The following is a 23,326-nucleotide window of genomic DNA, read 5'->3' on the forward strand; positions in this document are numbered from 1 at the left end:
GAAGGGCGCGTGGCGGATGGACGGGAAGGCCGCAGGGGCGGAAGGCGAAGAAGGGAAGAGGGACGCGCGCCGGCCGAAGCCGGACGACGCGTCCCGCGGCGCGCTTACTGCGGGCCGAGCCTGGAGATCAGCGCGCCCAGCTCGTCGACCTCGGCGGGCTTGAGGTCCGACAGCGGCGGACGCACCGGGCCGGCCGTGTGGCCGGCCAGCGTGGCGCCGGCCTTCACGATGGACACCGCGTAGCCATGGCCCTTGTTGCGCAGCGCGATGTAGGGCAGGAAGAACTCGCGGATCAGGCGGTCGGTGGTGGCGGTGTTGCCCGACGCATGGGCGTTGTAGAAGTCGATCGCGGTCTTCGGGATGAAGTTGAAGACGGCCGACGAATACACCGGGCAGCCCATGGCGCGGTAGGCGCCGGCGAAGACTTCCGCGGTGGGCAGGCCGCCCAGGTAGCTGAAGCGGTCGCCGAGCTGCTGGCGGATCGAGACGAAGGACTCGATGTCGCCGATGCCGTCCTTGAAGCCGATCAGGTTGGGGCAGGTGTCGGCAAGCTTGAGCAGAGACTCGGGCGTCAGGCGGCAGGCGCCGCGGTTGTAGACGATCACGCCGAACTTGACGCTGCGGCAGACGGCTTGCACATGCGCCACCAGGCCTTCCTGCGAGGCCTCGGTCAGGTAGTGCGGCAGCAGCAGGATGCCCTGCGCGCCCAGGCGCTCGGCTTCCTGCGCGTACTGGATCGCGACCCGGGTCGGGCCGCCGGCGCCCGCGATGATGGGCATCTTCCCCTTGCAGGTCTCGACCGCGACGCGGATGACGTCGCTGTACTCCTTGGGCTCGAGCGAGAAGAACTCGCCAGTGCCGCCGGCCGCGAACAGCGCAGTCGCGCCGTAGGGCATCAGCCATTCCAGGCGCTCGGCATAAGGCTTGGGCGCGAAGTTCAGCTGGGCGTCGAAATCGGTCAGCGGGAAGGACAGCAGGCCGTGGGAAATGGTGGCCTTGAGGTCTTGGGGCGAGGTCATGAGCGGCTTGTCTCCGTGGCTACAACAGCGCTGGATCCGTCGTCGCACCCCGTCCTGAATGACTTGGTACCGGTACCAGCATGGGCAGATGGTAGCGATGCCACCGGCGCTCATCAAGAGGATGTCTGACAACTGCGGGTAATCCCCTAATCTGGAATCGCGCAGCGCGCCGGTCGCCCCGGCGGGGGCTCCCCCCTTCGGGGAGCCTGTTTGCGGTTGCCTCTTTGGAGGGGCCTCTTCGGAGGGGGGCGAGCTAGGGGTAGTGGGGGCCGAGGGGGCCACCTACAACCGGTAGGCGATCGAGGGGGAGGCAGTCCGCTTCAGCTCCGACGCGAAACCCTTCAAGGAGGCTGTCATGAGATCTGAAGCGAGAACTGCGTTCCAGCAGCAAGTCATCGAGGCGCTCGTGGAGAGCAAGGCCATCAACGTCGACGCGGTCGGCGTGACCTTCGCCAAGTTCGGCGAACGGGCCCTGCTGCAAGGCGAGGCGCTGGTCACCATCATCAACCGCAACGCGATCTGGAACTGCGGCTGGCCGGGGCCGGAGCTGGACATCGTGCGCGACGTCCGCCAACTGCGCGAGTGACGCGATGAGCGCGGTCGTCCCGATGCCGGTGGTCCGGCCGATGGTGGGCAGGCGGTCGGCCGCCGCCCGGCGCCGGGAGGACCTGCTGGGCCGCGTGCACCTGGCGGTGCGCATGGCCCGGCGGAGCCTGAAGCGCGCGCTGGCCGAGGAGGAGGGCGCACTCGCGGGCGCGCCGGGAGGAGGCGGTGCCCCGGCGCCGCTGGTGCTGGCGAAGGTCGTCGGCGAGGCGGCGATGCTGCTGCGCATGGCGGCGAGCCTGCGCGGCGAGGACGAGACGCTGGACGTGGAATCGCGGCTGCTCGCGGTGCAGTTGGTCGCGCCGGCACGCGGTGCGCGGGTGAAGGCGCGGCTGTGCCACGACACCGGCCGCGCGCTGGAGCATGCGTCGGCGCACCTGTTCCTCGGCGACGCGGGGTATCCGGACGAAGCCTTCGACCGCCTGCTCGACGAACTCCTCGAGGGCGAGGTCGCCGGCGGCGCCGAGCGGCTGCCGAATCACCAGCTGGAATGCGAGTGGCTGGACCAGCTGCGGCGCGGCCGGGTCGACGTCGAGCCCATCGACGCGGAGCTGCTGGCCGCCACCTGCATCGGTTGGCCGCTGGACGTGCTGGCGTGCTCGACGCTCGACCTCTACATGTTCACCCACGTCGTCCTGTATGCGTCCGACATGGGGCGCCGGCCGGTGCGCCTGCCGCGCCCGGTGGACGAGGTGCTGGCCGAGGCCGAGGCGGGCCTGGCCGCGGCGCTCGATGCGGACAACTTCGACCTCGCGGCGGAGTTGCTGTGGACCTGGCCGATGCTGGATCGGCCATGGAGCGCGGCCGCCGTGTTCGCCTTCGACCTGCTGTCGACGGTGCAGGATGAATTCGGCTTCCTGCCGGGACCTGAGCATGCGCGGTGGGCCACCGAGCCGGTGCCGGGCCTTGCGCGCGACGAGATGGTGCTGCGCACGTCGTACCACGCGACGCTCGTGATGGGCATGCTGTGCGCGGCGGCGCTGCGGCCGGGCGCGGCGCCGCCCGCGGCGATCGCGTCGCGCGCTTCGCTCGTGTCGCCCTCGTCGCGGGGGATGCCGGCACCGTTCATGTCATCCGCCTCGCTGGCGTCGCCGCCGCGGCGTGGCGCGGCGCCGGTTGGAGACACTGGCTGGCTCGCGCGCTTGCCGCCACGCGCGCCCACGCCACGCTGGCAACAGACCTTCGAGCGACTCGACGCGAGCCGCCAGGCGGCCTTGACCTCGCTGTGCTTCAACGTCTGGTTCCGGCGCGCGGCCGCGGGAGACCTCGCGCAGCTGCGCGAGGCGCTGGCGGGCACGCTCGAGCACGGCAGCGGCGACGGGCCGTCGGCGCGCCAGGCCTTGATGCGGCTGCGGCGCACGACCGCGGTGGCGCGGTCGAGCCCACCGGCGTAGCGGCGCCGCGCGGCGCGGGGTATGCCGCTTGCCCGTGACCGATTGCCGGTTCAGCGTCATCGTGGGGCGGATCGGCTTATGTAGACTCGTTCCTCGATGAATCCGCCGGCCCGCCTCCCGACCGCAACGCCTGACCCCGGACACGGCGCCTCCGCCGACTTCCCACCCCCGGGCCCCGAGACCGCCACGCCCCGTTTCGACCGCCTCGACGCGCTGCGCGGCCTGGCGATGGTGTGGATGACGGCCTTCCATTTCTGCTTTGACCTGAGCTACTTCAAGGTCATCGTCGAGGACTTCTACCGCGATCCGTTCTGGACATGGCAGCGCAGCGGCATCGTCAGCCTCTTCCTGCTGTGCGCCGGCATGGGCCAGGCGGTGGCGCTGTCGCAGGGGCAGACCGCCTACCGCTTCTGGCGCCGCTGGGGCCAGGTGATGGCCTGCGCGCTGCTGGTGTCGATCGGCTCGTGGTGGATGTTCCCGCGCTCGTACATCAGCTTCGGCGTGCTGCACGGCATGGCGCTGATGCTGATCCTGGTGCGCTTCGGCTTCGCGCGGCTGCCCACGCTGGCGCTGTGGGGGCTGGGCGCGCTGGCGATCGCGCTGCCCTTCCTGGTGGCGCATCCGTTCTTCGACGCGCGCACCACCAACTGGGTGGGCCTGGTCACGCGCAAGCCGCTGACCGAGGACTACGTGCCGCTGCTGCCCTGGCTCGGCCCGATGCTCTGGGGCTGCGCGCTGATGCGGACCGCGTCGGTGCGGCGCTGGATGCAGCGCCCGCTGCGGCCCGCGTGGCGGCCGCTGTCGGTGATGGGGCAGTGGTCGCTGTCGTACTACATGGTCCACCAGCCGGTGATGATCGGCGCGCTGATGGCGGCGCGGCACTTCGGCTGGCTCTGAGGCCGGGGCGGGGAACGCGGCCTGCGACAATCGCGCCCCATGAGCTCCTCTCCCTCCAAGACCCAGATCCTGTTCGGCTTCCACGCCGTGACCGTGCGCCTGAAGACGGCGCCCGCGTCGGTGCAGGAGATCCTGTTCGACGCTACCCGCAAGGACCAGCGCATGCGCGGGTTCCTCGAGAAGGCCGAGGCCGCCGGCGCGCGGCTGGTCGAGAGCGACGACGACCGGCTGCAGAAGCTCTGCGGCACGACCCGTCACCAGGGCGTGGTGGCGCGGGTGAAGGCGGTGGCGCAGCAGCACTCGCTGGACGACCTGCTGGACGAGGTCGAGGGCCCGCCGCTGGTGCTGGTGCTGGACGGCGTGACCGATCCGCACAACCTGGGCGCCTGCCTGCGGGTGGCCGATGGCGCGGGCGCGCATGCGGTGGTCGCGCCCAAGGACCATGCGGTCGGCCTCAATGCCACGGTGGCCAAGGTGGCCAGCGGCGCTGCCGAGACGGTGCCCTACCTGATGGTCACCAACCTGGCGCGCACGCTGGGTGAGCTCAAGGAGCGCGACATCTGGGTGATCGGCACCTCGGACCAGGCGGAGAAGACCCTGTACGACCTGGACCTGAGCGGCCCGGTGGCGCTGGTGCTGGGCGCCGAGGGCGCCGGCATGCGGCAGCTGACCGGCAAGACCTGCGACGAGCTGGTGCGCATCCCGATGCAGGGCGCGGTGGAGAGCCTGAACGTCTCCGTCGCGGCCGGCGTGTGCCTGTACGAGGCGCTGCGCCAGCGCCAGAAGCGGGACTGAACCCGCGGCGCGAGATAATCGCGCCCCTGCGGCCCCACGGGGCCGCGCCGACATTCCAGGGGTCCTGACCGGGGCCCGACACCCTTACCGGACCTCCTACCGCCATGGCCGTCATCGAAGTCAAGCACCCCCTCGTCAAGCACAAGATCGGCCTGATGCGGGAGGGCGACATGTCCACCAAGAAGTTCCGCGAGCTGACCGGCGAGGTCGCGCGGCTGCTGGCCTACGAGGCGACGGCCGATTTCCCGCTGGAGAAGACGACGATCGCGGGCTGGTGCGGCGAGGTGGAGATCGACCAGATCGCCGGCCGCAAGGTGACGGTGGTGCCGATCCTGCGCGCGGGGCTGGGCATGCTGGACGGCGTGCTGGACATGATGCCCAACGCCAAGGTGAGCGTGGTGGGCCTGGCCCGCGACCACGAGACACTGCAGCCGGTGAACTACTTCGAGAAGTTCGTCGGCCAGCTGGACCAGCGCACCGCGCTGATCGTGGACCCGATGCTGGCGACGGCGGGCTCGATGATCGCGACGATCGACCTGCTGAAGAAGCGCGGCTGCAAGGACATCCGCGCGCTGGTGCTGGTGGCGGCGCCGGAGGGCGTGGCCGCGCTGACGAAGGCGCATCCGGACGTGCGCTGCTGGACGGCGGCGATCGATTCCCACCTCAACGAGAACGGCTACATCATCCCGGGCCTGGGCGACGCGGGCGACAAGATCTTCGGCACGAAGGACGTTTGAGCCTGCCTTTCTGAAGGCGGCGGGTCAGCTCACCAACTCGCCGGTCAGCCACGGGCGGGCGTCCCAAGGGTCCGCAGCCTCGGCCGCGGCGGCGTCCCACTCGACATCGTCCAGGACGAGGCCGCAGCCCCGCAGCCAGGCCTTGGCTGCCGAGAAGCGCAGGCGGTCCGATCCCAGGGCATACGGATGCGCGCGAAACGCCCGGGCCGCGCCGTCCAGGTCGCCGAGCGCCAGCCTCGCCGCGAGCGGCCAGGCGCCCGCGATGCCGCTTTGCCCATACCCGGGCGCGTCGGCCGCGGCGGCCAGGCGGCGCAGCGTCAGGCGTTCTCGCAAGGCGGGCAACGCGAACTGCCGGACCAGCGCGGCCAGGGTGTCGCCGAGCGTCGCCGCGGGCAGGCGACGCACCCGTTGCAGGCGGCCGTCGTCTCGCCAGCGAAGCCCCTGCGGCAACGGCGCGTCCGCCGTCCCCGCCATCTCCGACAGCCTGAGCATGCAGGCCACATGGCTGGCGTGATCGGGCACCCGCCAGGCGAGCGCCTTGGCATAGGCAAACGGCCGGACCTCCGCCAGCAGCTCGATGAGCGCCGGGATCTTGACGGTCGTGTGCATCCAGCAGGTGCGAAAGCCGTAGTCGAACCCGAAGGTCACCGCTTCGATGCCGGGAAACACATCGTGCTCGGACTGGCGGTGGTAGACATTGCCGGTCCGGGTGAAGCCCAGCGGCAGCAGGGCGGCATCGATGGGCTCGTAAACCTCGTCGACACGGCGGATGGCGTTGAAGCGGCGGGTGCGCATGAATGGAAGGCGGACGGACAGGCGGGCGCCCCTCAGGCGGCTCTCCAGCGCCTCTCGCGACGCGCCGGAGGCCGGGGCGGCGGTAGTGTCGCATCGGCCCCGTCTGTCAGGGAATCGCACCGCCCTTGTCGGGCAACCGGCAACGGGGTCCGGCGAAGAAGTACGCGAACTTGCGGCATCCGCCGCTTCCCTGCGCCGTCGCCGATCCGCAGAATGACGACTGTCAGCGCCGAGTCCTAGCTCGCGCTGGCCCTTGTTCTCCTCTCACGAGCAGGGAGACCGCAGGCAGACCACCTGGGGTCGACTTTGGGACCCGGCCGCGCAAGCGACCGGGTCTTTTCTTTTCCGGCCTCCGCTCAGCCCCACTTCATCTCGCCCTTGACCACCTTCGCGCCGATCTCCAGCGCGGGAGCCAGGCCGGCGGACGGGTAGCGCCGCTTCATCGCGGCGATCAGGGCGGCGCTGTCCGCCGCCTTCGCCGCCTCTTCCTCGAAGGCGAGCAGATAGTCGCGGGTGTAGGTCACGGCCGAGACGTCCAGCGCGGCGCCGGCCGCCAGGTGGCCCGGCACGACGATCGCGGGCTTGCGGGCGGCGATGGCCTCGAGGTTGCGGATCCACGCGGCGCGCGCCTGCGGCGTCGGCGTGTCGGCCGTCCAGACGTGCAGCCCGGAGAAGACCAGCACGCCGCCGAAGACCGCCTTCAGCGACGGCACCCACAGGTGGCGGCGGTTCTCGAGCTCGCTGGCCGCCACGATCTCGATCGCGTGGCCTTCCAGCTGCAGCGCGGGGCCGTCGAAGGCTTCGGGCATGACGACGTCGGCCAGGGTCTGCGGGCCGTTCTCCTTCAGCTGCGGGCCCCAGACCGCCAGCTTCTTCTCGACGTTCCCCTTGATCGCGGCGATCGTGGCCGAGGCGGCGATGACCTTGGCCGACGGGAAGGCCGCCTTGACCGGGCCGAGGCTGAAGTAGTAGTCGGGATCGCTCTGGCTCACGTAGATGGTGGTCAGCGTCTTGCCCGAGGCCCTGATCGCCTCCACGACCGCGCGGCCGTCCGGCAGCGAGAAGCCGCCGTCGATCAGGATGGCCTCCCTGGCGCCGGACAGCAGCACCGGCGCGCGGAAGAAGCCGCGCTCGCCGGCCGGCAGGGCCTGCCACCGCAGCGGCGCGGCGCCCTGAGCGTGGGCACCGCCCACGGAGAAGGCCGCGCCGGCAGCGGCGGCGGTCTGGACGAAATCGCGACGGGTCATCATGGGAGTCCTTTCAAGGCTCGAATCGGATGAGCGCATCGTAGGAAGCCCCGGAGTAAAGAAAAACTGCTCTTCGGTAGACTTTCCGTATGTCAAAAGCAAACAATCAGCCCGAGGCCAGCCCGGTCGCATTCGACAACCTGAAGCGCCTGGCCTACTTCGCCGCGGTGGTGGAGGCTGGCACCTTCACCGCCGCGGCGGAGCGGCTGGGGGTCACGAAGGCGGTGGTGAGCCAGCAGGTCGCGCGGCTGGAACGGGAGTACCGGACGCAGCTGCTGACCCGCAGTACGCGGCGGGTGATCGCCACCGATGCCGGGCTCGCGTTCTATCAGCGCTGCGCCGTCATCCTGCGCGAGGCGGGCGATGCCTTCGACGAACTGCTCGACGTGTCCACCGAGCCGACCGGCACGCTGCGCCTGACCGCGCCGTTCGACTACGGCCTCACGGCGGTGGTGCCCGCCATCGTCGAGTTCTCGCGGCGCCATCCGAAATGCAAGGTCGACGTGACGCTGAGCGACCTGCCGCTGGACCTGCTGGCGGGGGAAGCCGAACTGGCGATCCGCGTCGGCTGGCTGACCGACCTGCAGCTGCAGGCGCGGCAGATCGGCAGCTTCCGGCAGCTGCTGGTGGGGACGCCGGCGTGGGCGCGACGGCTGAACCGCAAGCAGGGGCCGGAGCAGCTGGCCGCCTTGCCCTTCGTCGCCAACACGGCCTTGAAGGCGCCGGAGCACTGGGAGTTCACGAACCGCGAGGGCGAGCGCCAGGCGGTGACGGTGGCGTCCGCGATCCGCCTCGACGCGACGCTGGCGGTCCGCGCGGCGGTGTGCCTGGGCGCCGGTCTGTCGGTGCTGCCGGACTACGCGGTGGCCGCGGAACTGGAGCAGGGCACGCTGGTCCACCTGCTGCCGCAGTGGACCTTGCCCAGCGGCGGCATCCATGTGGTCTATCCGACAGCGCGTTTCCGTCCCGCCAAGGTGCGGCAGTTCGTCGAGGTCCTGGGCGAACGATTCCAGAAGGCGCCGGACCGGCCCTGAGGAGCCCGCTATCCGCCCGCGCCCTGCATCGCCTGCCGGAACTCGTCGTTCGCGCGCTCCAGTGAATCGGGCAGCGCCGTCACCAGCGTCTCGATGAACGCCTTGACCGCGGGCACCATGCCGCGCCGGGTGGGATAGACCGCGTGCAGCTGGTGCGCCGGCATCCCGTGATCGGGCAGCAGCGGCAACAGGCGGCCCGCGCGCAGGTCGTCGGCGCAGAGGTGGAAGGGCAGTTGCGCGGCGCCGATGCCGGCGACCGCCATGCGCGACATCAGGTACACGTCGTCGGTCGCGAAGGTCGGCTGGTAGTCGATCTCCACCGCCGCGCCATGCGGATCCGTCATCCGCCAGCGGGGCCTCTCGCCCCGCACGCCGGCCGGTCCCACGCCGAGGACGCCCTGCAGCGCCTGGGCCGAATCGACGGCAGCCTGCGCCGCGATGAAGGACGGGCTCGCCACGAGCACCTGGTCGCTGGTGCCGAAATGGCGCACCACCAGGTCCGAGTCCTCGAGCGCCGACCGGATGCGGATCGCCACGTCATACCCTTCCCCGATCACGTCCACCCGGCGATTGGTCAGGTCCAGCTCCAGCCGCACCTCGGGATTGGCCTTCAGGAAGCGGGGCAGGATCGGCGCGAGGAACAGGTGGGCGACGCCGATCGGGCAGCTGACCCTGAGCCGGCCCGAGGGCTTCGCGTTGGCCCGGGCGGCCACCTCGTAGGCCGCCTTCGCCGAGGCCGACATCGACTCGCAATGGGCGAAGAAGGCGGCGCCGACCTCGGTCACGCTGACCGAACGCGTCGAGCGATGTAGCAGCCGCACGGCGAGCCGCTCTTCCAGTTCCGCCACGCGCCGGCTCACGCGCGACTTGGAGATGCCCAGCGCCCGCGCCGCGCCGGAGAAGCCGCCATGCGAGACGACCGCGGCGAACAGGACAAGGTCATTCAGGTCATCCACGGGCGCTTCCGATCACGGGTGTCGAAGGAGAGGAGGGGGACGGGCGATTGTCCTGATTCCAGAACGATCTGTCCTGTCGGCAGCGGCTAGTGCAACAACGCCGGGCTCCCTATCGTGACGGACATTCCCACTGCGCTTTTGATTGCCATGCAGATCCTTCACCTTGATTCCAGCCTCCAGGGCGAGGCTTCGGCTTCGCGCCAGCTCAGCCGCGCGATCGTCGACGCGCTCCTGCGGGCGTCGCCCGCCGCCCAGGTGCGCCACCGCGACCTGGCCGCCGACGCGGTGCCCCACCTCACGGGCGACATCGCCGCCGGCTTCCGCGGTGCCGCCGGTCCCGCGCCGACGGACGTCGCCGCGGAGCGCGCGCGCTCGGAGCAACTGGTCGCCGAGTTCCTCGCCAGCGAGGTCATCGTGGTCGGGGCGCCGATGTACAACTTTTCAGTGGCGAGCCCGCTCAAGGCCTGGATCGACCGCATCGCGCAGCCCGGCCGCACCTTCCGCTACACCGCCGAGGGGCCGGTTGGCCTGGCCGGTGGCCGTCGGGTCATCGTGGCCTCGACCCGCGGCGGCCTGTACTCGCTCGGCGCCGGGGCGGGCATGGACTTCCAGGAGTCCTACCTGCGCGCGTTCTTCGGTTTCCTCGGCATCGCGGAGGTGCAGGTGGTCCGCGCCGAGCGGCTGACCCAGGGCGCCGGGGCGCGGGACGCCTCGATGGCGGACGCCCTCGCGCAGGTACCGCGCGCCGTGGCAGACACCCTGGCCACCCCCTTGACCACCCCTATTTCCGCCTGAGAGGAACCATCGCCATGCTGTTTGCCGTCACCTTGACCTATCGGACGCCCCCCGCCCAGATCGACGAGCACCTGGGACCGCACCGCGCGTGGCTGGCGGACCAGACCCGCGCCGGTCATGTGCTTTTCGCCGGGCCGCTCGATCCCCCGACGGGTGGCCTGATCCTCGCCCACGGCGAGGACCGCGCCGCGCTGGACGCGCTGATGGCCAGCGACCCGTTCGTCGTGTACGGGCTGGTCGATGTCACGGTGCTGGCTGTCTCGCCCGCGCTGCGGCATGCGGACTTCCCGGCGCGATGGGCGGCCACGGCCCAGGCGGTGGCAGCCGCCTGATCTGATCGCAGCGCGCCCTAGGTGCTGATGGCGTTGGTGAAGGTCAGCCGATTCCCGAAGGGATCGGTCACCGAGACGTCCTTGGATCCCCAGGGCGTCTCTTCCAGCCCGGGACGGGCGTACCCATAACGCCGGCCGATCAGTTCCGCGTGGAAGCCCTCGATGTCGTCCGTCTGGATGCGCAGTGCCGCACCGGGGCAGGCGTCGCCGTGATGTTCCGAGAGGTGCAGCACGCAGCCGTCCCGGGACACCTGCAGGTAGAGCGGCAGCCCCGGCTCGAAGCGGTGGTCCCAATCGACCTGGAAGCCGAGGAACTGCACGTAGAACTCCAGCGCCTTGGCCTCGTCGAAGATGCGCAGGATTGGGGTGGTGTGAGCGAATTTCATACGGGCGATGTTCTTCGGCGACGTGACCCTTTGCCTATCGCGAAAAAGGGGGAGCGACGAAGTCGTTCAGACGGCCTTCACGGCTCTCAACTGAGCCTGCTCGTCCCCGTTCGGGAAGACGTTGACGCGCATGCGCGGCGGGTGCAGCCCGTCGACGGGCTGCATGTAATGCCCGGCGATGCGCACCGCATCCGCCCAGGCCACGATCACCGCTTGGTCCGGCTTGTCGTGGGAGGCGAAGGCCACGAGGTCCGTGAGCGGCAGCAGCGTGTCCACGCCATCCGGCCACACCGAATAGCTCATCACCCGCTCGCTGTCCTTGAACTGCACCAGCTTCACCGAGCCCACGAACGGCCCCGAAGCCTCCTGCGGACGCCGCTGCTCCAGCAGCCGCTTCTGCGCGCTGTAGTCCTCGGAGTCCTCGACCGAGATCAGCTCCTGGAACATCGGCCGCAGCGGCTCGGGCGCCTCGAAGGGCTGCCATGCGCGCTCGACGAGCTGCAGCGGGCGGCAGGACAGCCAGCGCGAATGCTCCTGGCGCAACTGCTTGCACATCGCGGCCATCAGCGCGAGTCCGGCGATGTCGTTCGCGTCGGCGACCAGCAGCACGTGACGCAGCGGCACCATCGCCACCGGATGGGCGACGCCGGAGCGGTAGATCACATCCGGCAGGAGCAGCCGCGACGGCTCGTATGAATCGTTCCAGGCCCCTTGCCACAGTCCCGGCGCGATCTGCTGCCAGCCCAGGTCTTCGGGCAGGCCGCGCAGGTTGTCGAGGGCATCGTCAAAGGCGGCGTCGAAACTCACGCCCCACTTGTCCAGCATCCCCTGGGCGACGCGGGCGGTGCTCTCCGGCGTATCCAGCCCGAGGATCGCCACGTAGTCGCCCACGAGGGGACGGAAGGGCGTCTGGTTCGATGCGCGAGTCAGGGCCGCCTCGTCCTGGGTCAGCGCGTTGGCCAAGTCCAGAGTGCTCTTGGCCATGTCGGCGCGCGTGCGCAGCAAGGGAACCAGGCGCGCCCGCACGCTGGCGTAGTCCTCGGAGAGTTCGGGCACGTCGGCGCCGACCGGGCGCAGCATGGTGCCTTCCAGATAGCGATCGAATTCGATGTCACGCGCGCGTCCGCCCTTGGCGCGGAGAAGGTCCCTCACGAGGTGGGTGAGGTGCGAGTGCATCTGCACGCCGTTGAGCGTGAAGTGGATCTCCGGCGGGTCTTCGTTGACCGTGGTCCCGGTTGCCCCGATCTCCTCGAGACGCCTGACGAGGCGCTTCAAGACATCGGCCGCCGTGGGCCGTCCGAACTGCCATCGAATCCATTCCCTCATGAGCCACTCCCCGCCATCCTGTTGGCGAGCGATTGTCCGAGGACGCCGCCGAGGTCGCGGGTGCGCGAGGGGGCAGGATGCGGAATCTGTCGCAGGTCAGTGGGGCGCGTGCCGTCTACGTCATCGAAGACCGTGGGGCGCAAGGATGACCGTTCGTCGAATGGCGCAGGAGGGCGGAGGGTCGTCTAGTCCTCGTCCACGCGAATCACCTGCTCGGCCGCCTGGAGGTAGGCCAGCACCGCCTCGGGATCGCGCGACCCCTTCGCCACCGCTTCCAGCGATCCCGCGCGGCGCAGCGCCTTGTTGAGTTCGGGCACTTCGTCGCCGAGCTTGCCCGCCGCGTCGAGCGCCCGCATCAGGTCGAGCAGCCCGCCGCGCATCGGGCGCGACACGTCGGGGCACAGGCGGCGCATCAGCGCGGGTTGCGTGCGCAGCGCATCGGCGAGCGCGATCGCCTCGCGGTCGCGCAGCGGCGCCAGGTGGCCGGTGCCGTGCAGGATCAGCGGCGCCACCGCGCGCAGCGCCGCGGAGGGCAGGTTGGCGTAGAGCTCGCGCAGCAGCGTCGCGGCCTCGTGCAGCTGCAGGCGGATCGCTGCCCGCGCCACCGGCAGCATCGCCGGGTCGTTCTCGACCTGGTAGCGCCACACGCAGGCGGCCGCGAGGTAGAGGCCGGCGAGCACGTCGCCCAGGCGGGCCGACAGCAGCTCCATGCGCTTGAGCTTGCCGCCCAGCAGCCCCATGGCGAGATCGGCCGTGAGCGCGTAGCGGGCGGACAGCGCGTTGATGAGGCGCGCCTCGGCGCGCAGGTCGGCCGGCGGCTCCCCGCGCAGCGGCGCATGCGCCAGGCTGCGCCAGAGATTGCGAATCACATGGCCGACATGACCGACCAGCGCGCGGCCCAGCCGCTCCGGCTCCTGCGCCTGCACGGCCGCCATCTCCTCCAGCACGAACGGATGGCAGCGCGTCGCGCCCTGGCCGAAGATGATCAGCGCCCGCGACAGCAGGTTGGCGCCTTCCACCGTGATGGCGATCGGCGCATGCCGATAGGCCACGCCCAGCAGGTTGCGCGGCCCGGCGATGATGCCCTTGCCGCCGAGCACGTCCATCCCGTCGTTGACCGCGCGGCGGCCCGCCTCGGTGAGCTGCACCTTGAGGATGGCGCTGGCGACGCTGGGCCGTTCGCCGTCATCCAGCGCCGCCGCGGTGTAGCGGCGCGCGGCATCGGTGGCGTAGAGCCGCGCGGCCATCTGCGCGGTGATGCCGGCGATGGCGTGGAATCGTCCGATCGGCAGGCCGAACTGCTCGCGCACCTGGCCGTAGCCGTTGACCACGAACAGCGCCGTCTGCTGCATCGCCGCGCCCAGCGCCGGCAGCGAGATGGCGCGGCCCGCGGCCAGGCATTCCATCAACATGCGCCAGCCCTGGCCGACCCGCGCTTCACCGCCGATCACCCAGTCCATCGGCACGAACACGTCCTCGCCGCGGATCGGCCCATTCATGAAGGCCGAATCCATCGGCCGGTGGCGGCGGCCGATCTCCATGCCCGGCGTGGGCACCGGCAGCAGCGCGCAGGTGATGCCCAGTGCCTGCTGCCCCTCGGGGCGCGACGGATCCACCGCCTGGAAGGCCAGCCCCACCACGCTGGCCACCGGCGCGAGGGTGATGTAGCGCTTGTCGAATCGCACGCTGAAGCCGCGCACCGGCCGGCCGTCGACCAGGCGCTCGGTGAGCACGCCGCGGTCGGGGATGGACGCGGCGTCCGAGCCGGCATACGGCGAGGTCAGGCCGAAGCAGGGCAGCTCGCGCCCGTCGGCCAGGCGCGGCAGGTAGTGCTGCTGCTGTTCCGGCGTGCCGTAGCGCAGCAGCAGCTCGGCCGGTCCCAGCGAGTTCGGCACCATCACCGTCACCGCGCAGGCGGTGTTGACGGTCGCGATGCGGGTCACGACTTCCGCGTGGGCGTAGTGGCCGAAGCCCAGCCCGCCGAATGCCTTCGGAATGATCATCCCGAAGAAGCGGTGCTCGCGCAGGTACTGCCACACCTGCGGTGGCAGGTCGCCGGCCTCGTCGATGGCGTGGTCGTCGAGCATGCCGATCAGCGTGCCGACCTCCTCATCGAGGAAGCGGCGTTCCTCCTCGGTGAGGCGATTGGGGCCGCGCGCGATCAGCGCGTCGAAATCAGGCTGTCCGGCGAAGAGCTGGCCCTCGAAGCCGACGGTGCCGGCCCCGAGCGCGGCGCGTTCGGTGTCGCCCATCGCGGGCAGGGCCCTGGCGAAGGGCGCCATCGCCAGGCGGCCGAGGAGTCGGTGCAATCCCATGTGGCGAGCCTAGGCCCGCGCGTGCGGCGACGAGGTCGGCCTGGGGCGCGTGCGCGCGTAGGACGCGAGGCGGTGTCGGGGGGCGGCCGCCTCAGCGACCGCTCGGTCGGCCCGGCTGCGGCGAACTCGCCGCATTCGCATTCGTCGGATTCGCCGGGGCGACGCCGATGGGGATCACCCGCACGCCGGCGGGCGAGGCCTTGGCATCGGGCTGCGGCGGCGCCTGGACGCCCGTCGCGGGCGCACGGTGGCGCGGGGCCGACAGCATGTCGACGGCGGCTTCGCGCAAGCGGGTCGCGAGGACCAGCCCGGCGATGGCGAGGACCACGGCGGCGACGCCGGCGACGACTTGAACGGCAGAGAGGCGCATGAGGAGCAACGTGGGGAAGAGGAGGGGCGCGAGCGCGCGATCGATGGCCGCGGCCTAGACGACGCCCAGCGCGCCCAGCACCCCGCCGCCGAGCACCAGCCACACGATGCCGATCTTCGTCCGCATCGTCAGGATCACGGTGGCGACGATCATCGCCAGCGTCGCCCAGCGGTGGCCGGGCTCGACCAGGTAGGGCGCCGCGAGCAGCCAGCCGGTCGCGATCATCAGGCCCAGCGTCAGCGGCGCCATGCCGACGGTGAAGGCGCGCACGCCCAGGTGCTCGCGGTTGTTGCGCGCCCAGCGGGTGGCCGCGACGACCAGGGTCGTCGACGGCAGCAGGATGCCGGCCATCGCCGCCGCCGCGCCGAGCAGTCCCGACACGTTGAAGCCCAGCACCGCGACGAACAGGATGTTCGGCCCCGGCGCGGCCTGCGCCAGGGCGATGGAGCTGGTGAAGCTCTGGTCCGTCAGCCAGTGGCGCTCGTCCACCAGGTAGCGGTGCATGTCGGGCGCCGTCGTGATCGCGCCGCCGATCGACAGCAGCGACAGCATCAGGAAATGCAGCATCAGCGCGCCGAGCTCGGGCCAGCTCAGCGTCCCCACCAGCATCTGGCTGAGCGCCGGACTCATGCGCGGGCTCCGGCGCGGCCACGCTTGAGCGCGATCAGCGCCAGCGTCATGCCCAGGCCGCCGACGCTCAGCACGATCCAGAACAGCGGCAGCTTGAGCCAGACCGTCGCGCCGAACACCAGCGCCGCCAGGGCCAGTCCCGGCATCAGGCCGACCGGATTCTTCTTCAGCGACGGCAGCAGCTTGAAGCCGGTGGCCAGGATCAGCCCGGCCGACACCGCGCCCATGCCGCGCAGCGCGCCGGTCATCCGCGGCGATGCCAGCCAGGTCGTCGACAGCGCCGCCAGCACCAGCACGATCACCGCGGGGAAGGTCATCATCCCGGCCAGCGCCACCAGCGCGCCGCGCAGGCCGAAGAAGCGGTCGCCGATCATCAGCGAGATGTTCACGACGTTCGGCCCGGGCAGCACCTGCGCCACCGCCAGCGTCTCGACGAATTCCTCGCGCGACATCCAGTTCAGCCGCTCGACCAGCTCCCGCTGCGCCACCGCCAGCACGCCGCCGAAGCCCTGCAGCGCCAGCCAGCTGAAGGCCCAGAACAGATGGGAGAGGGAGCGGGGCCGCGCCAGCGCGACTGGCGGTGCGTCGCCGCCATCGCGGTCCGCGGCGGCGCGGCCGTCGGGCCCGCTCACCGGTGCACCTTCAGCGCATCCGGATTGACGATGTTGGTCGGCTTGCCCGCCATGTAATTCAGGACGTTGTCGAAGGCGGCGTCGAAGTACATCTGGTAGCTGTCCTGCTCGACGTAGCCGATGTGCGGCGTGCACACCGCGTTCTCCAGCCGCAGCAGCGGGTGGCCCTGCAGGATGGGTTCGGACTCGAACACGTCGACGGCGGCCATGCCGGGGCGGCCGCGGTTCAGGCCGGACACCAGCGCGCCATCGGCGACCAGTTCCGCGCGCGAGGTGTTGACGAACAGCGCGGTCGGCTTCATCCGCGCCAGGTCCTCGCCGGTGACGATGCCGTGGGTCTCGTCCGACAGCCGCAGGTGCATCGACAGCACGTCGGCCTGCTCGAAGAAGGCCTCGCGGCTGTCGGCCGCCTGGTGGCCGTCGGCCTGGGCGCGCAGCCGGGAGGCCTCGCTGCCCCAGACCAGCACCTGCATGCCGAAGGCCTTGCCGTAGCCGGCGACCAGCTGGCCGATCTTGCCGTAGCCCCAGATGCCCAGCGTCTTGCCGCGCAGCACCATGCCCAGGCCGAAGTTGGGCGGCATCGAGCCCGACTTCAGCCCCGACTGCTGCCACACGCCGTGCTTGAGCGTGGCGATGTACTGCGGCAGGCGGCGCATGGCGGCCATGATCAGCGCCCAGGTCAGTTCCGCGGGGGCGATCGGCGAGCCGCCGCCCTCGGCCACCGCGATGCCCAGCCGCGTGCAGGCGTCCAGGTCGATGTGCTTGCCGACGCGGCCGGTCTGCGAGATCAGCTTCAGCTTGGGCAGCTTTTCCAGCAGTTGGCGCGAGAAGTGGGTGCGTTCGCGGATCGTTACCAGGACTTCCGCATCCCGCAGCCGGATCGACAGCTGGCCGATCCCCTTGACGGTGTTGGTGAAGACCTTGGCGTTCAGCGCGTCCAGCTTGGCGGCGCAAGGCAGCTTGCGCACGGCGTCCTGGTAGTCGTCGAGGATGATGATGTTCATAGGCGTGCGGGCACCGATCCTACTCGCCTGAAACGGCCGGCCCAAGGCCATTGGGCGAGCGTCGTGCAACAGATCGGAACAGGCACTAGCATCGCGCCCGCTTCGCATCCCAACCGCTTCCAAGACGAGGAGATCTCCATGGACATGTACGCCGCGACCGTGCCGGTGTTCGATCGCATGCTGGCCAACATGCAGACCTGGATTCGCACCGCGCGTGATCACGCCATCGCCAAGGGCTTCGACGAATCCGTCTACCTGACCCTGCGGCTGGCGCCGGACATGCTGCCGCTGCCGCGCCAGGTCCAGATCGCCAGCGACGCGGCCAAGAGCGGCGCCGCCCGCCTGGCCGGCATCGAGGTGCCGAGCTGGCCCGACACCGAGGCCTCGCTGGAGGAGCTGCTGCAGCGCATCCAGAAGACGCGGGACTTCCTCAAGACCGTCAGCGCCGAGCAGATCAACGGGTCTGAGACGCGCTCGGTCAGCGTGCCGCGCCGCGACAAGGAGCCGCTGCAGTTCCAGGGCCAGGACTTCGCGCGCTTCTTCAACCTGCCCAACTTCTACTTCCACGCGACGACGCTGTACGCGCTGCTGCGTCATGCCGGCGTGCCGCTGGGGAAGATGGATTTCCTGGGGCAGCCGAAGTGAGGGTCAGCCGCAGTCGCTGACTGCGTGGCGCCGCTGGCCCTCACCCCTCCCTCTCCCGCAAGCGGGAGAGGGGGAAAGAGAGAGGACAACCGAGGTCGTACCGACCGGCGGCGCTTTTCTTGCACCCTCTCCCGCTTGCGGGAGAGGGAAGGGGTGAGGACCAGCAGCCGAGGCAGTGCTCATGCCCTCTCGCGTCAGCCGAGCAGTCTCCGCAGCAGGCTCTTTCCCTGCTCGAGCTGCCGGTTGAGCATCAGCAGTCGGGCCTCGGCTTCCGCCTGGTCGACGGCCCGCGCCACTTCCGTGTAGATCGCCGTCCGCAGGTGCCACAGGTCCTGCGGATGCCGCGCATGGACGATATGGCGTCGCAGGGCGTTCACCCGCTCCAGCGCCGGGGCCTCCGCCTCCTCGGCCAGGTCTGCGACGCTGGCCCGGAACGCCGTCCGCAGCTTGGCCATCGCCCGGGCGCTCGCCTGGGGCCGGCGACCTTCGCCGGGCCACAGCCGCATCAGGCTCTGGAAGATCGAATCCCCATTGCGCCGCCGGACCGGCGCGTCGTTCATCGCCGCGCCGCCGGTGCCGCTCAGGCGGCTGGCCGGCGCCAATTCGCTCGGGTCGTCGGCGGCCCGTGTCTCCAGGTCGTCGAGCTCGACGGCTTGCGCCTCCTCGACGATCTCATCCCAACCCGACTGGCTCCGTATCGCCTTCATGGTGAGTTCTTCTTGGCGTGGTGGATCGAACGCGCGTCCCTCGACGTCCCTTTCCGGGCCTGCTCATCGCGCGGCGTCCCGGCTTCGAGGCCAGGATCGCGGGGCGATTGTGGAAGTCCGCCTTGTCCCTCGAAGCCTGGATAAGGCGGTGACGGGGCCTGCAAATCGTGCTCAAGTTCTCGCTCCGGCGGCCGATAACGGGCCAGATGGGCGGGTCGCCGGTGTCCGCGGCGCGCCCAGGGCGGGAGCTTCCAGGCAGGGAAATGGACGGTCGGCACCGTCCATTTGCCGGGATTCCCCCGGGAACGCGCGGACACAATCCCTACAGGCGGCCTCAGGGCCCGCGCCGGCTCGCCCGGCCGTGTCCGCCAGGCCGTCCCACCGTGCCCCGAAAGCCCGATCCCATGGACATCGCCCGCCCCAGCATGCCGAACTTGAGCGTTCCCGCCCCCCTGGCCCAGGAATGGGAGCAGCTGCTGACCCGCGCCCGCGAGGGCTCGCTCCCGCTGCCGGAGCTGATGGATCGCGGCAACTTCCTCCAAGCCCAGCAACTCGGCGACGCCGCCGCCCACCTGTACGAGACCTGGTTGGCGCACGAGGGCCAGCCGCCGGCGGCCCGCCTGGTGGCGCTCTACAACTGGGGCACCGTGCTGGGCAACATCCAGCAGCATGAGCGCGCCGAGCAGGTCTACCGCCAGGCGCTGGCGATCAGTCCGGGCTTCGCCCAGGCGCGCCTGAACCTGGGCCATCAGCTGGAGCACCTGGGCCGCGTCGACGAGGCGCTGGCCGCCTGGCAGGCGGTCTACGACGCCACCGGCCCCATGGAGGCCCTCGGCGCGGACACCGACGGCCTGCGCACCCACGCCTTCAACAACGCCGCCCGGCTGCTCGAGCTGCAGCGGCGCTACGAGGAGTCCGAGGCGCTGATGGTCCGCAGCCTCACCCTCAATCCCGAACAGACGGACGTGATGCAGCATTACGTCCACATCCGCCAGAAGCAGTGCAAGTGGCCGGTCTACCAGCCCTTCGGCGAGGTGACCCACAACAAGCTGCTGATCGCGACCTCGCTGCTGGCCACGCTGAGCGCCACCGACGATCCCGCGCTGCAGATGGGCGCCGCCCAGCGCTTCGTCCACGAGAAGGTGACGAAGCAGAAGGAAGCGCTCTGGAAGCATCCGGTCTCGGTCGCCGCCCGCCAGCAGGGGAAGATCAAGATCGGCTACCTCTCCGGCGACCTGTGCATGCATGCGGTGGGCCTGCTCACCGCCGAGCTCTACGCGCTGCACGACCGCGAAAAGTTCGAGATCCACGCCTTCGACTGGAGCCGCGAGGACGGCACCGCGCTGCGCAAGCGGCTGCTGATGTCGATGGACAAGGTCTGGCGCCTGAACGCGATGGACGACGCCACCGCCGCCAAGCTGATCGCCCAGGCCGGCATCGACGTGCTGGTCGACCTGCAGGGCCTGACCAGCGGCGCCCGGCCCAACATCCTGGCCCACCGGCCGGCGCCGGTGCAGGTCAGCTACCTGGGCCTGCCGGCCACCTCGCTGCTGCCGGGCGTGGACTGGATCATCGCGGATCGCTTCGTGATGCCGCCCGAATACCTGCCGTACTGCTCCGAAAAGCCCATCTACCTGCCGCACTGCTACCAGGTCAGCGACCGTCAGCGCGAGGTCGGCGCCGATCCGACCCGCGCCCAGTACGAGCTGCCCGAGGACGCCTTCGTCTTCTGCTCGTTCAACAACAACCACAAGATGAACGCCGAGATGTTCGGCGCCTGGATGTGCATCCTGCACGGGGTGCCGAACTCGGTGCTGTGGCTGCTGGCGGACAACGAATGGGCCAAGGCCAACCTGCGCCGCGAGGCCGAGGCCGCCGGCATCGATGCCTCCCGGCTGATCTTCGCGCCGCGCGTCGCGCCGCCGGACTACCTGGCCCGCTTCCAGCTGCCGGACCTGGTGCTGGACACCTTCCCGTACAACGCCGGCACCACCGCCAGCGACTGCCTCTGGATGGGCACGCCCATCCTGACCCGCTCGGGCCGCAGCTACATCTCCCGCATGTGCGGCAGCCTGCTGACGGCCGTCGGCCTGCCGGACCTGATCACCTTCTCGCTCGACGACTACGTCGAGCGCGCCATCCAGATCGGCCTCAATCCCGGCCGCGCCCGTTCCTACAAGCGCTACCTGCGCGAAGAGGGCCGCCAGAGCGCACTTTTCGACATGCCGGCGATCGTGCGCGACATCGAGCGCGAATTCGAGCAATTGGCCCTCGCCCATCGCGCTTGAAGTGACGAAGATTCGATAAATGAACCGGCCGCACGACCCCTTCTTCGACGGTGACCAGCGCGCCCGCCGCCCCGGCCTGCGCCTGGCGGCCGAGGACGGCCAGCGCGCGCCCGGCATGCCGGACGAGCCGCAGGACCCGCTCGCCGACCTGGCGCAGCAGCCGGCGATCGATCCGCTGCTGCAGTGCCTGGCCTGGCTGACGCAGCACCACGGGCGCGCGCGCTCGGCCGATTCGCTGCGCGCCGGCGCCCCGGTCGAGGGCGCGATCAGCCCCGACCAGGCCATCCGCCTGATGCGCGAGGCCGGCTACAACGCCGGGCTGCTGCGCAAGGGCATCGAGGAGATCCACCAGCTGCTGCTGCCCGCGGTGCTGCTGCTCAACGGCGGCGATGCCTGCGTGCTGGTGCGGCGTCTGGACGACGATGCCGCCGGCGGCGTGCGCTACGAGGTCGTCTTCCCCGGCCCGGAGGCCGCCAGCTGCGTGGCCCCGGCCGCGGAACTGGACCAGGAATACAGCGGCTTCATCCTGGCGGTGACGCCGCAGGAGGTGTCCCAGGCCAAGCCCATCGCCGGCGCCCAGGACGAGACCCCGCTGCTGCAGGCCGATTCGCACTGGCTGTTCGGCACCCTCAAGCGCTTCGTCCCCTACTACCGCTCGGCCATGCTGGCCGCGCTGCTGAGCAACGTGCTGATGATGGTGTCGGGCCTGGTGACCTCGGTCATCTACGACAAGGTCATCCCGCACCAGGCCTTCGTCACGCTGTGGACGCTGGCCGTCGGCGCCGGGCTGGCGCTGGTCTTCGACCTGTTCGCCCGCCAGTTGCGCGCCCACCTGATCGACCTGGCCGGGCGCAAGACCGACCTGATCGTCGGCGCCAAGCTGTTCCGCCAGACGCTGGGCGTGCGCATGGAGCATCGCCCCGCGTCGGCCGGTTCCTATGCGCATTACCTGGCCCAGGTCGAGGTGGTGCGCGACTTCTTCACCTCGGCCACGATGTCGGTCCTGACCGACCTGCCGTTCGTGATCCTGTTCGTCGCGATGACCTTCATCATCGGCGGCCCGCTGGGCTGGGTGCTGATGATCGCGATCCCGCTGATGCTCCTGATGAGCTTCGCCATCCAGGGCTACCTGCGCCGCGCGATGCGCACCAACATGACCGAGTCGGCCGACCTGCACGGCACGCTGGTCGAGGCGCTCGAGGGCCTGGAGGACCTCAAGACCACCGGCGCCGAGGGCCGTTTCCTGCGCCGCTACGAGCACAGCACCGCCATCGTCGCCGAGTCCGCGCTGCGCGCCCGCACCATGGCCAGCTGGAGCATGAACATCTCGATGACCATGCAGCAGGCGATCAACCTGGTGATGCTGGTCTGGGGCGTCTACCTGATCAACGAGAGCGTCATCAGCGCCGGCGCGCTGATCGGCGCCGTCATGTTCGCCGGCCGCGCCACGGTGCCGCTGAACAGCCTGGTGAGCCTGGCCACCCGCTACCAGGGCGCGCGTGCGGCGATGCTGTCGCTGAACTCGGTGATGAGCGCGCCGGTGGAGCGCGACTCCACCCGCAACTACGTCCCGCTGAACCAGATCACCGGCCGCATCGGCCTGAACGACATCGGCTTCTCCTACCCGGCGCAGGGTGATGCCCAGTCGCCCAAGGTGCTGCGCAACGTGACGATGCGGGTGCAGCCGGGCGAGCGCATCGCGATCCTGGGCCGCATCGGCAGCGGCAAGTCCACCGTGCTGCGCATGCTGGCGGGCCTGTACCAGCCGACCGAGGGCAACGTCGAGATCGACGGCATCGACCTGCGCCAGGTCGATCCGGCGGAGTTCCGCGGCAAGGTCGGTTTCGTGTCGCAGGAGCCGCGGCTGTTCCACGGCACGCTGCGCGACAACGTGCTGATGGGCCGCCACGTCGATGCGCAGCGCCTGGTCGAGGTCGCCAAGCTGACGGGCCTGGACCGCGTCGTCGCCGGCCACCCGATGGGCTGGGACCTGCCGGTGGGCGAGATGGGCTCGCTGCTCTCCGGCGGCCAGCGCCAGTTGGTCGCGCTCGCGCGCAGCCTGGTCACCAAGCCGCAGATCCTGCTGATGGACGAGCCCACCAGCTCGATGGACGCGCAGTCCGAGATCGCCTTCCTGCGCCAGCTGCGCGACGCCGCCGGCAGCTGCACGCTGATCATGGTCACGCACCGCCCGGCGGTGCTGGAGCTGGTCTCGCGCATCGTCGTCGTCGACAGCGGCCGGCTGGTCATGGACGGTCCGCGCGACCAGGTCCTGGCCGCGCTGTCCGGCGCCCGCCCGCCGGGCCAGCAGCCCGCCCAGCCGCAGCCCCAGCCGGGCCAGGCGCCGCAGGGCGCTCCCGTCCACGTGCATCCGGCCGCGCAGGCCATGAACCGCGCCGCGTCCGTCTGAGCCTCGCGC

Annotated in this window: 23 protein-coding genes; 11 read left to right on the plus strand and 12 right to left on the minus strand. The window is 70.6% G+C overall.

Features of this window, described 5'->3' with window-relative positions; translation table 11 throughout:
- Positions 1-104 precede the first annotated feature (104 nt).
- Entirely contained in the window at positions 105-1,019 is a 915-nt protein-coding gene (gene kdgD / locus ACTJKJ_RS10360; RefSeq protein ID WP_440820376.1) for a 5-dehydro-4-deoxyglucarate dehydratase, read from the minus strand.
- A 355-nt stretch (positions 1,020-1,374) separates the two neighbouring features.
- Here kdgD and ACTJKJ_RS10365 point away from each other — a divergent pair, with 355 nt between their 5' ends.
- From ACTJKJ_RS10365 to upp, 5 genes are all read left to right on the plus strand, one after another.
- Positions 1,375-1,605: a hypothetical protein gene (locus ACTJKJ_RS10365; protein WP_297387835.1), complete on the plus strand. Its 231-nt coding sequence runs from the start codon at positions 1,375-1,377 to the stop codon at positions 1,603-1,605.
- A 4-nt stretch (positions 1,606-1,609) separates the two neighbouring features.
- Positions 1,610-3,016 (plus strand): DUF6895 family protein, encoded by a 1,407-nt coding sequence (locus ACTJKJ_RS10370; RefSeq protein WP_440820377.1) that lies wholly within the window; start codon positions 1,610-1,612, stop codon positions 3,014-3,016.
- Positions 3,017-3,112: 96 nt separating this feature from the next.
- Positions 3,113-3,913, plus strand: a complete 801-nt coding sequence (locus ACTJKJ_RS10375; RefSeq protein ID WP_440820379.1) for a DUF1624 domain-containing protein — start codon at positions 3,113-3,115, stop codon at positions 3,911-3,913.
- A 39-nt stretch (positions 3,914-3,952) separates the two neighbouring features.
- Positions 3,953-4,708 (plus strand): 23S rRNA (guanosine(2251)-2'-O)-methyltransferase RlmB, encoded by a 756-nt coding sequence (rlmB, locus tag ACTJKJ_RS10380; RefSeq protein WP_440820380.1) that lies wholly within the window; start codon positions 3,953-3,955, stop codon positions 4,706-4,708.
- A gap of 104 nt (positions 4,709-4,812) precedes the next feature.
- Positions 4,813-5,445, plus strand: coding sequence for a uracil phosphoribosyltransferase (gene upp, locus ACTJKJ_RS10385; RefSeq protein WP_091732743.1), 633 nt, complete (start codon positions 4,813-4,815; stop codon positions 5,443-5,445).
- Between the two features lie 24 nt (positions 5,446-5,469).
- On the opposite strand, the gene ACTJKJ_RS10390 is transcribed toward upp, so the two are convergent.
- A complete protein-coding gene (locus ACTJKJ_RS10390) occupies positions 5,470-6,240 on the minus strand; it encodes a hypothetical protein (protein WP_440820381.1) in 771 nt (256 codons plus the stop codon).
- A 356-nt stretch (positions 6,241-6,596) separates the two neighbouring features.
- Positions 6,597-7,490 carry a twin-arginine translocation signal domain-containing protein gene (locus ACTJKJ_RS10395; protein ID WP_440820382.1) on the minus strand — a complete coding sequence of 298 codons (894 nt, stop codon included), beginning with the start codon at positions 7,488-7,490 and terminating at the stop codon, positions 6,597-6,599.
- A gap of 86 nt (positions 7,491-7,576) precedes the next feature.
- On the opposite strand from ACTJKJ_RS10395, the gene ACTJKJ_RS10400 reads away from it, so the two are divergent.
- Entirely contained in the window at positions 7,577-8,521 is a 945-nt protein-coding gene (locus ACTJKJ_RS10400) for a LysR family transcriptional regulator (RefSeq protein ID WP_440820384.1), read from the plus strand.
- Between the two features lie 8 nt (positions 8,522-8,529).
- On the opposite strand, the gene ACTJKJ_RS10405 is transcribed toward ACTJKJ_RS10400, so the two are convergent.
- Positions 8,530-9,477, minus strand: coding sequence for a LysR family transcriptional regulator (locus ACTJKJ_RS10405; protein ID WP_440820386.1), 948 nt, complete (start codon positions 9,475-9,477; stop codon positions 8,530-8,532).
- A gap of 147 nt (positions 9,478-9,624) precedes the next feature.
- Here ACTJKJ_RS10405 and ACTJKJ_RS10410 point away from each other — a divergent pair, with 147 nt between their 5' ends.
- Entirely contained in the window at positions 9,625-10,272 is a 648-nt protein-coding gene (locus ACTJKJ_RS10410) for an FMN-dependent NADH-azoreductase (protein ID WP_440820520.1), read from the plus strand.
- Positions 10,273-10,286: 14 nt separating this feature from the next.
- The gene (locus tag ACTJKJ_RS10415) at positions 10,287-10,604 is read left to right on the plus strand and encodes a YciI family protein (protein ID WP_440820387.1); all 318 of its coding nucleotides are present in this window, start codon (positions 10,287-10,289) and stop codon (positions 10,602-10,604) included.
- 17 nt (positions 10,605-10,621) lie between these two features.
- Here ACTJKJ_RS10415 and ACTJKJ_RS10420 read toward each other — a convergent pair whose 3' ends face one another.
- The 7 genes from ACTJKJ_RS10420 to ACTJKJ_RS10450 form a co-directional block, all read right to left on the minus strand.
- Complete coding sequence (locus ACTJKJ_RS10420; protein ID WP_091732772.1) at positions 10,622-10,990, minus strand: glyoxalase superfamily protein; 369 nt, start codon at positions 10,988-10,990, stop codon at positions 10,622-10,624.
- Positions 10,991-11,056: 66 nt separating this feature from the next.
- On the minus strand, positions 11,057-12,316 hold the full coding sequence (locus tag ACTJKJ_RS10425; protein WP_440820388.1) for a hypothetical protein: 1,260 nt from the start codon (positions 12,314-12,316) through the stop codon (positions 11,057-11,059).
- Between the two features lie 185 nt (positions 12,317-12,501).
- Positions 12,502-14,631, minus strand: coding sequence for an acyl-CoA dehydrogenase (locus ACTJKJ_RS10430; protein WP_440820390.1), 2,130 nt, complete (start codon positions 14,629-14,631; stop codon positions 12,502-12,504).
- Between the two features lie 91 nt (positions 14,632-14,722).
- On the minus strand, positions 14,723-15,001 hold the full coding sequence (locus ACTJKJ_RS10435) for a hypothetical protein (protein WP_440820391.1): 279 nt from the start codon (positions 14,999-15,001) through the stop codon (positions 14,723-14,725).
- 54 nt (positions 15,002-15,055) lie between these two features.
- Positions 15,056-15,631, minus strand: coding sequence for a chromate transporter (locus ACTJKJ_RS10440; protein WP_440820392.1), 576 nt, complete (start codon positions 15,629-15,631; stop codon positions 15,056-15,058).
- The gene (locus ACTJKJ_RS10445) at positions 15,628-16,263 is read right to left on the minus strand and encodes a chromate transporter (RefSeq protein WP_440820393.1); all 636 of its coding nucleotides are present in this window, start codon (positions 16,261-16,263) and stop codon (positions 15,628-15,630) included. The genes ACTJKJ_RS10440 and ACTJKJ_RS10445 overlap by 4 nt, the downstream gene beginning before the upstream one ends.
- Positions 16,260-17,267, minus strand: coding sequence for a D-2-hydroxyacid dehydrogenase family protein (locus ACTJKJ_RS10450; protein ID WP_091732794.1), 1,008 nt, complete (start codon positions 17,265-17,267; stop codon positions 16,260-16,262). The genes ACTJKJ_RS10445 and ACTJKJ_RS10450 overlap by 4 nt, the downstream gene beginning before the upstream one ends.
- A gap of 132 nt (positions 17,268-17,399) precedes the next feature.
- On the opposite strand from ACTJKJ_RS10450, the gene ACTJKJ_RS10455 reads away from it, so the two are divergent.
- Positions 17,400-17,912 carry a DUF1993 domain-containing protein gene (locus ACTJKJ_RS10455; RefSeq protein ID WP_091733819.1) on the plus strand — a complete coding sequence of 171 codons (513 nt, stop codon included), beginning with the start codon at positions 17,400-17,402 and terminating at the stop codon, positions 17,910-17,912.
- Positions 17,913-18,106: 194 nt separating this feature from the next.
- Here the strand turns inward: ACTJKJ_RS10455 and ACTJKJ_RS10460 are convergent, their stop codons facing one another.
- Positions 18,107-18,619 carry a hypothetical protein gene (locus tag ACTJKJ_RS10460; protein WP_440820394.1) on the minus strand — a complete coding sequence of 171 codons (513 nt, stop codon included), beginning with the start codon at positions 18,617-18,619 and terminating at the stop codon, positions 18,107-18,109.
- A gap of 434 nt (positions 18,620-19,053) precedes the next feature.
- Here ACTJKJ_RS10460 and ACTJKJ_RS10465 point away from each other — a divergent pair, with 434 nt between their 5' ends.
- Both ACTJKJ_RS10465 and ACTJKJ_RS10470 read left to right on the plus strand, forming a co-directional pair.
- The gene (locus ACTJKJ_RS10465) at positions 19,054-20,907 is read left to right on the plus strand and encodes an O-linked N-acetylglucosamine transferase, SPINDLY family protein (RefSeq protein WP_440820395.1); all 1,854 of its coding nucleotides are present in this window, start codon (positions 19,054-19,056) and stop codon (positions 20,905-20,907) included.
- A gap of 19 nt (positions 20,908-20,926) precedes the next feature.
- Positions 20,927-23,317, plus strand: a complete 2,391-nt coding sequence (locus ACTJKJ_RS10470; protein WP_440820396.1) for a type I secretion system permease/ATPase — start codon at positions 20,927-20,929, stop codon at positions 23,315-23,317.
- Positions 23,318-23,326 lie beyond the last annotated feature (9 nt).

This window comes from Roseateles sp. 22389 (genome assembly GCF_052044995.1).
In the GTDB taxonomy this organism is placed as follows: Bacteria; Pseudomonadota; Gammaproteobacteria; order Burkholderiales; family Burkholderiaceae_C; genus Roseateles.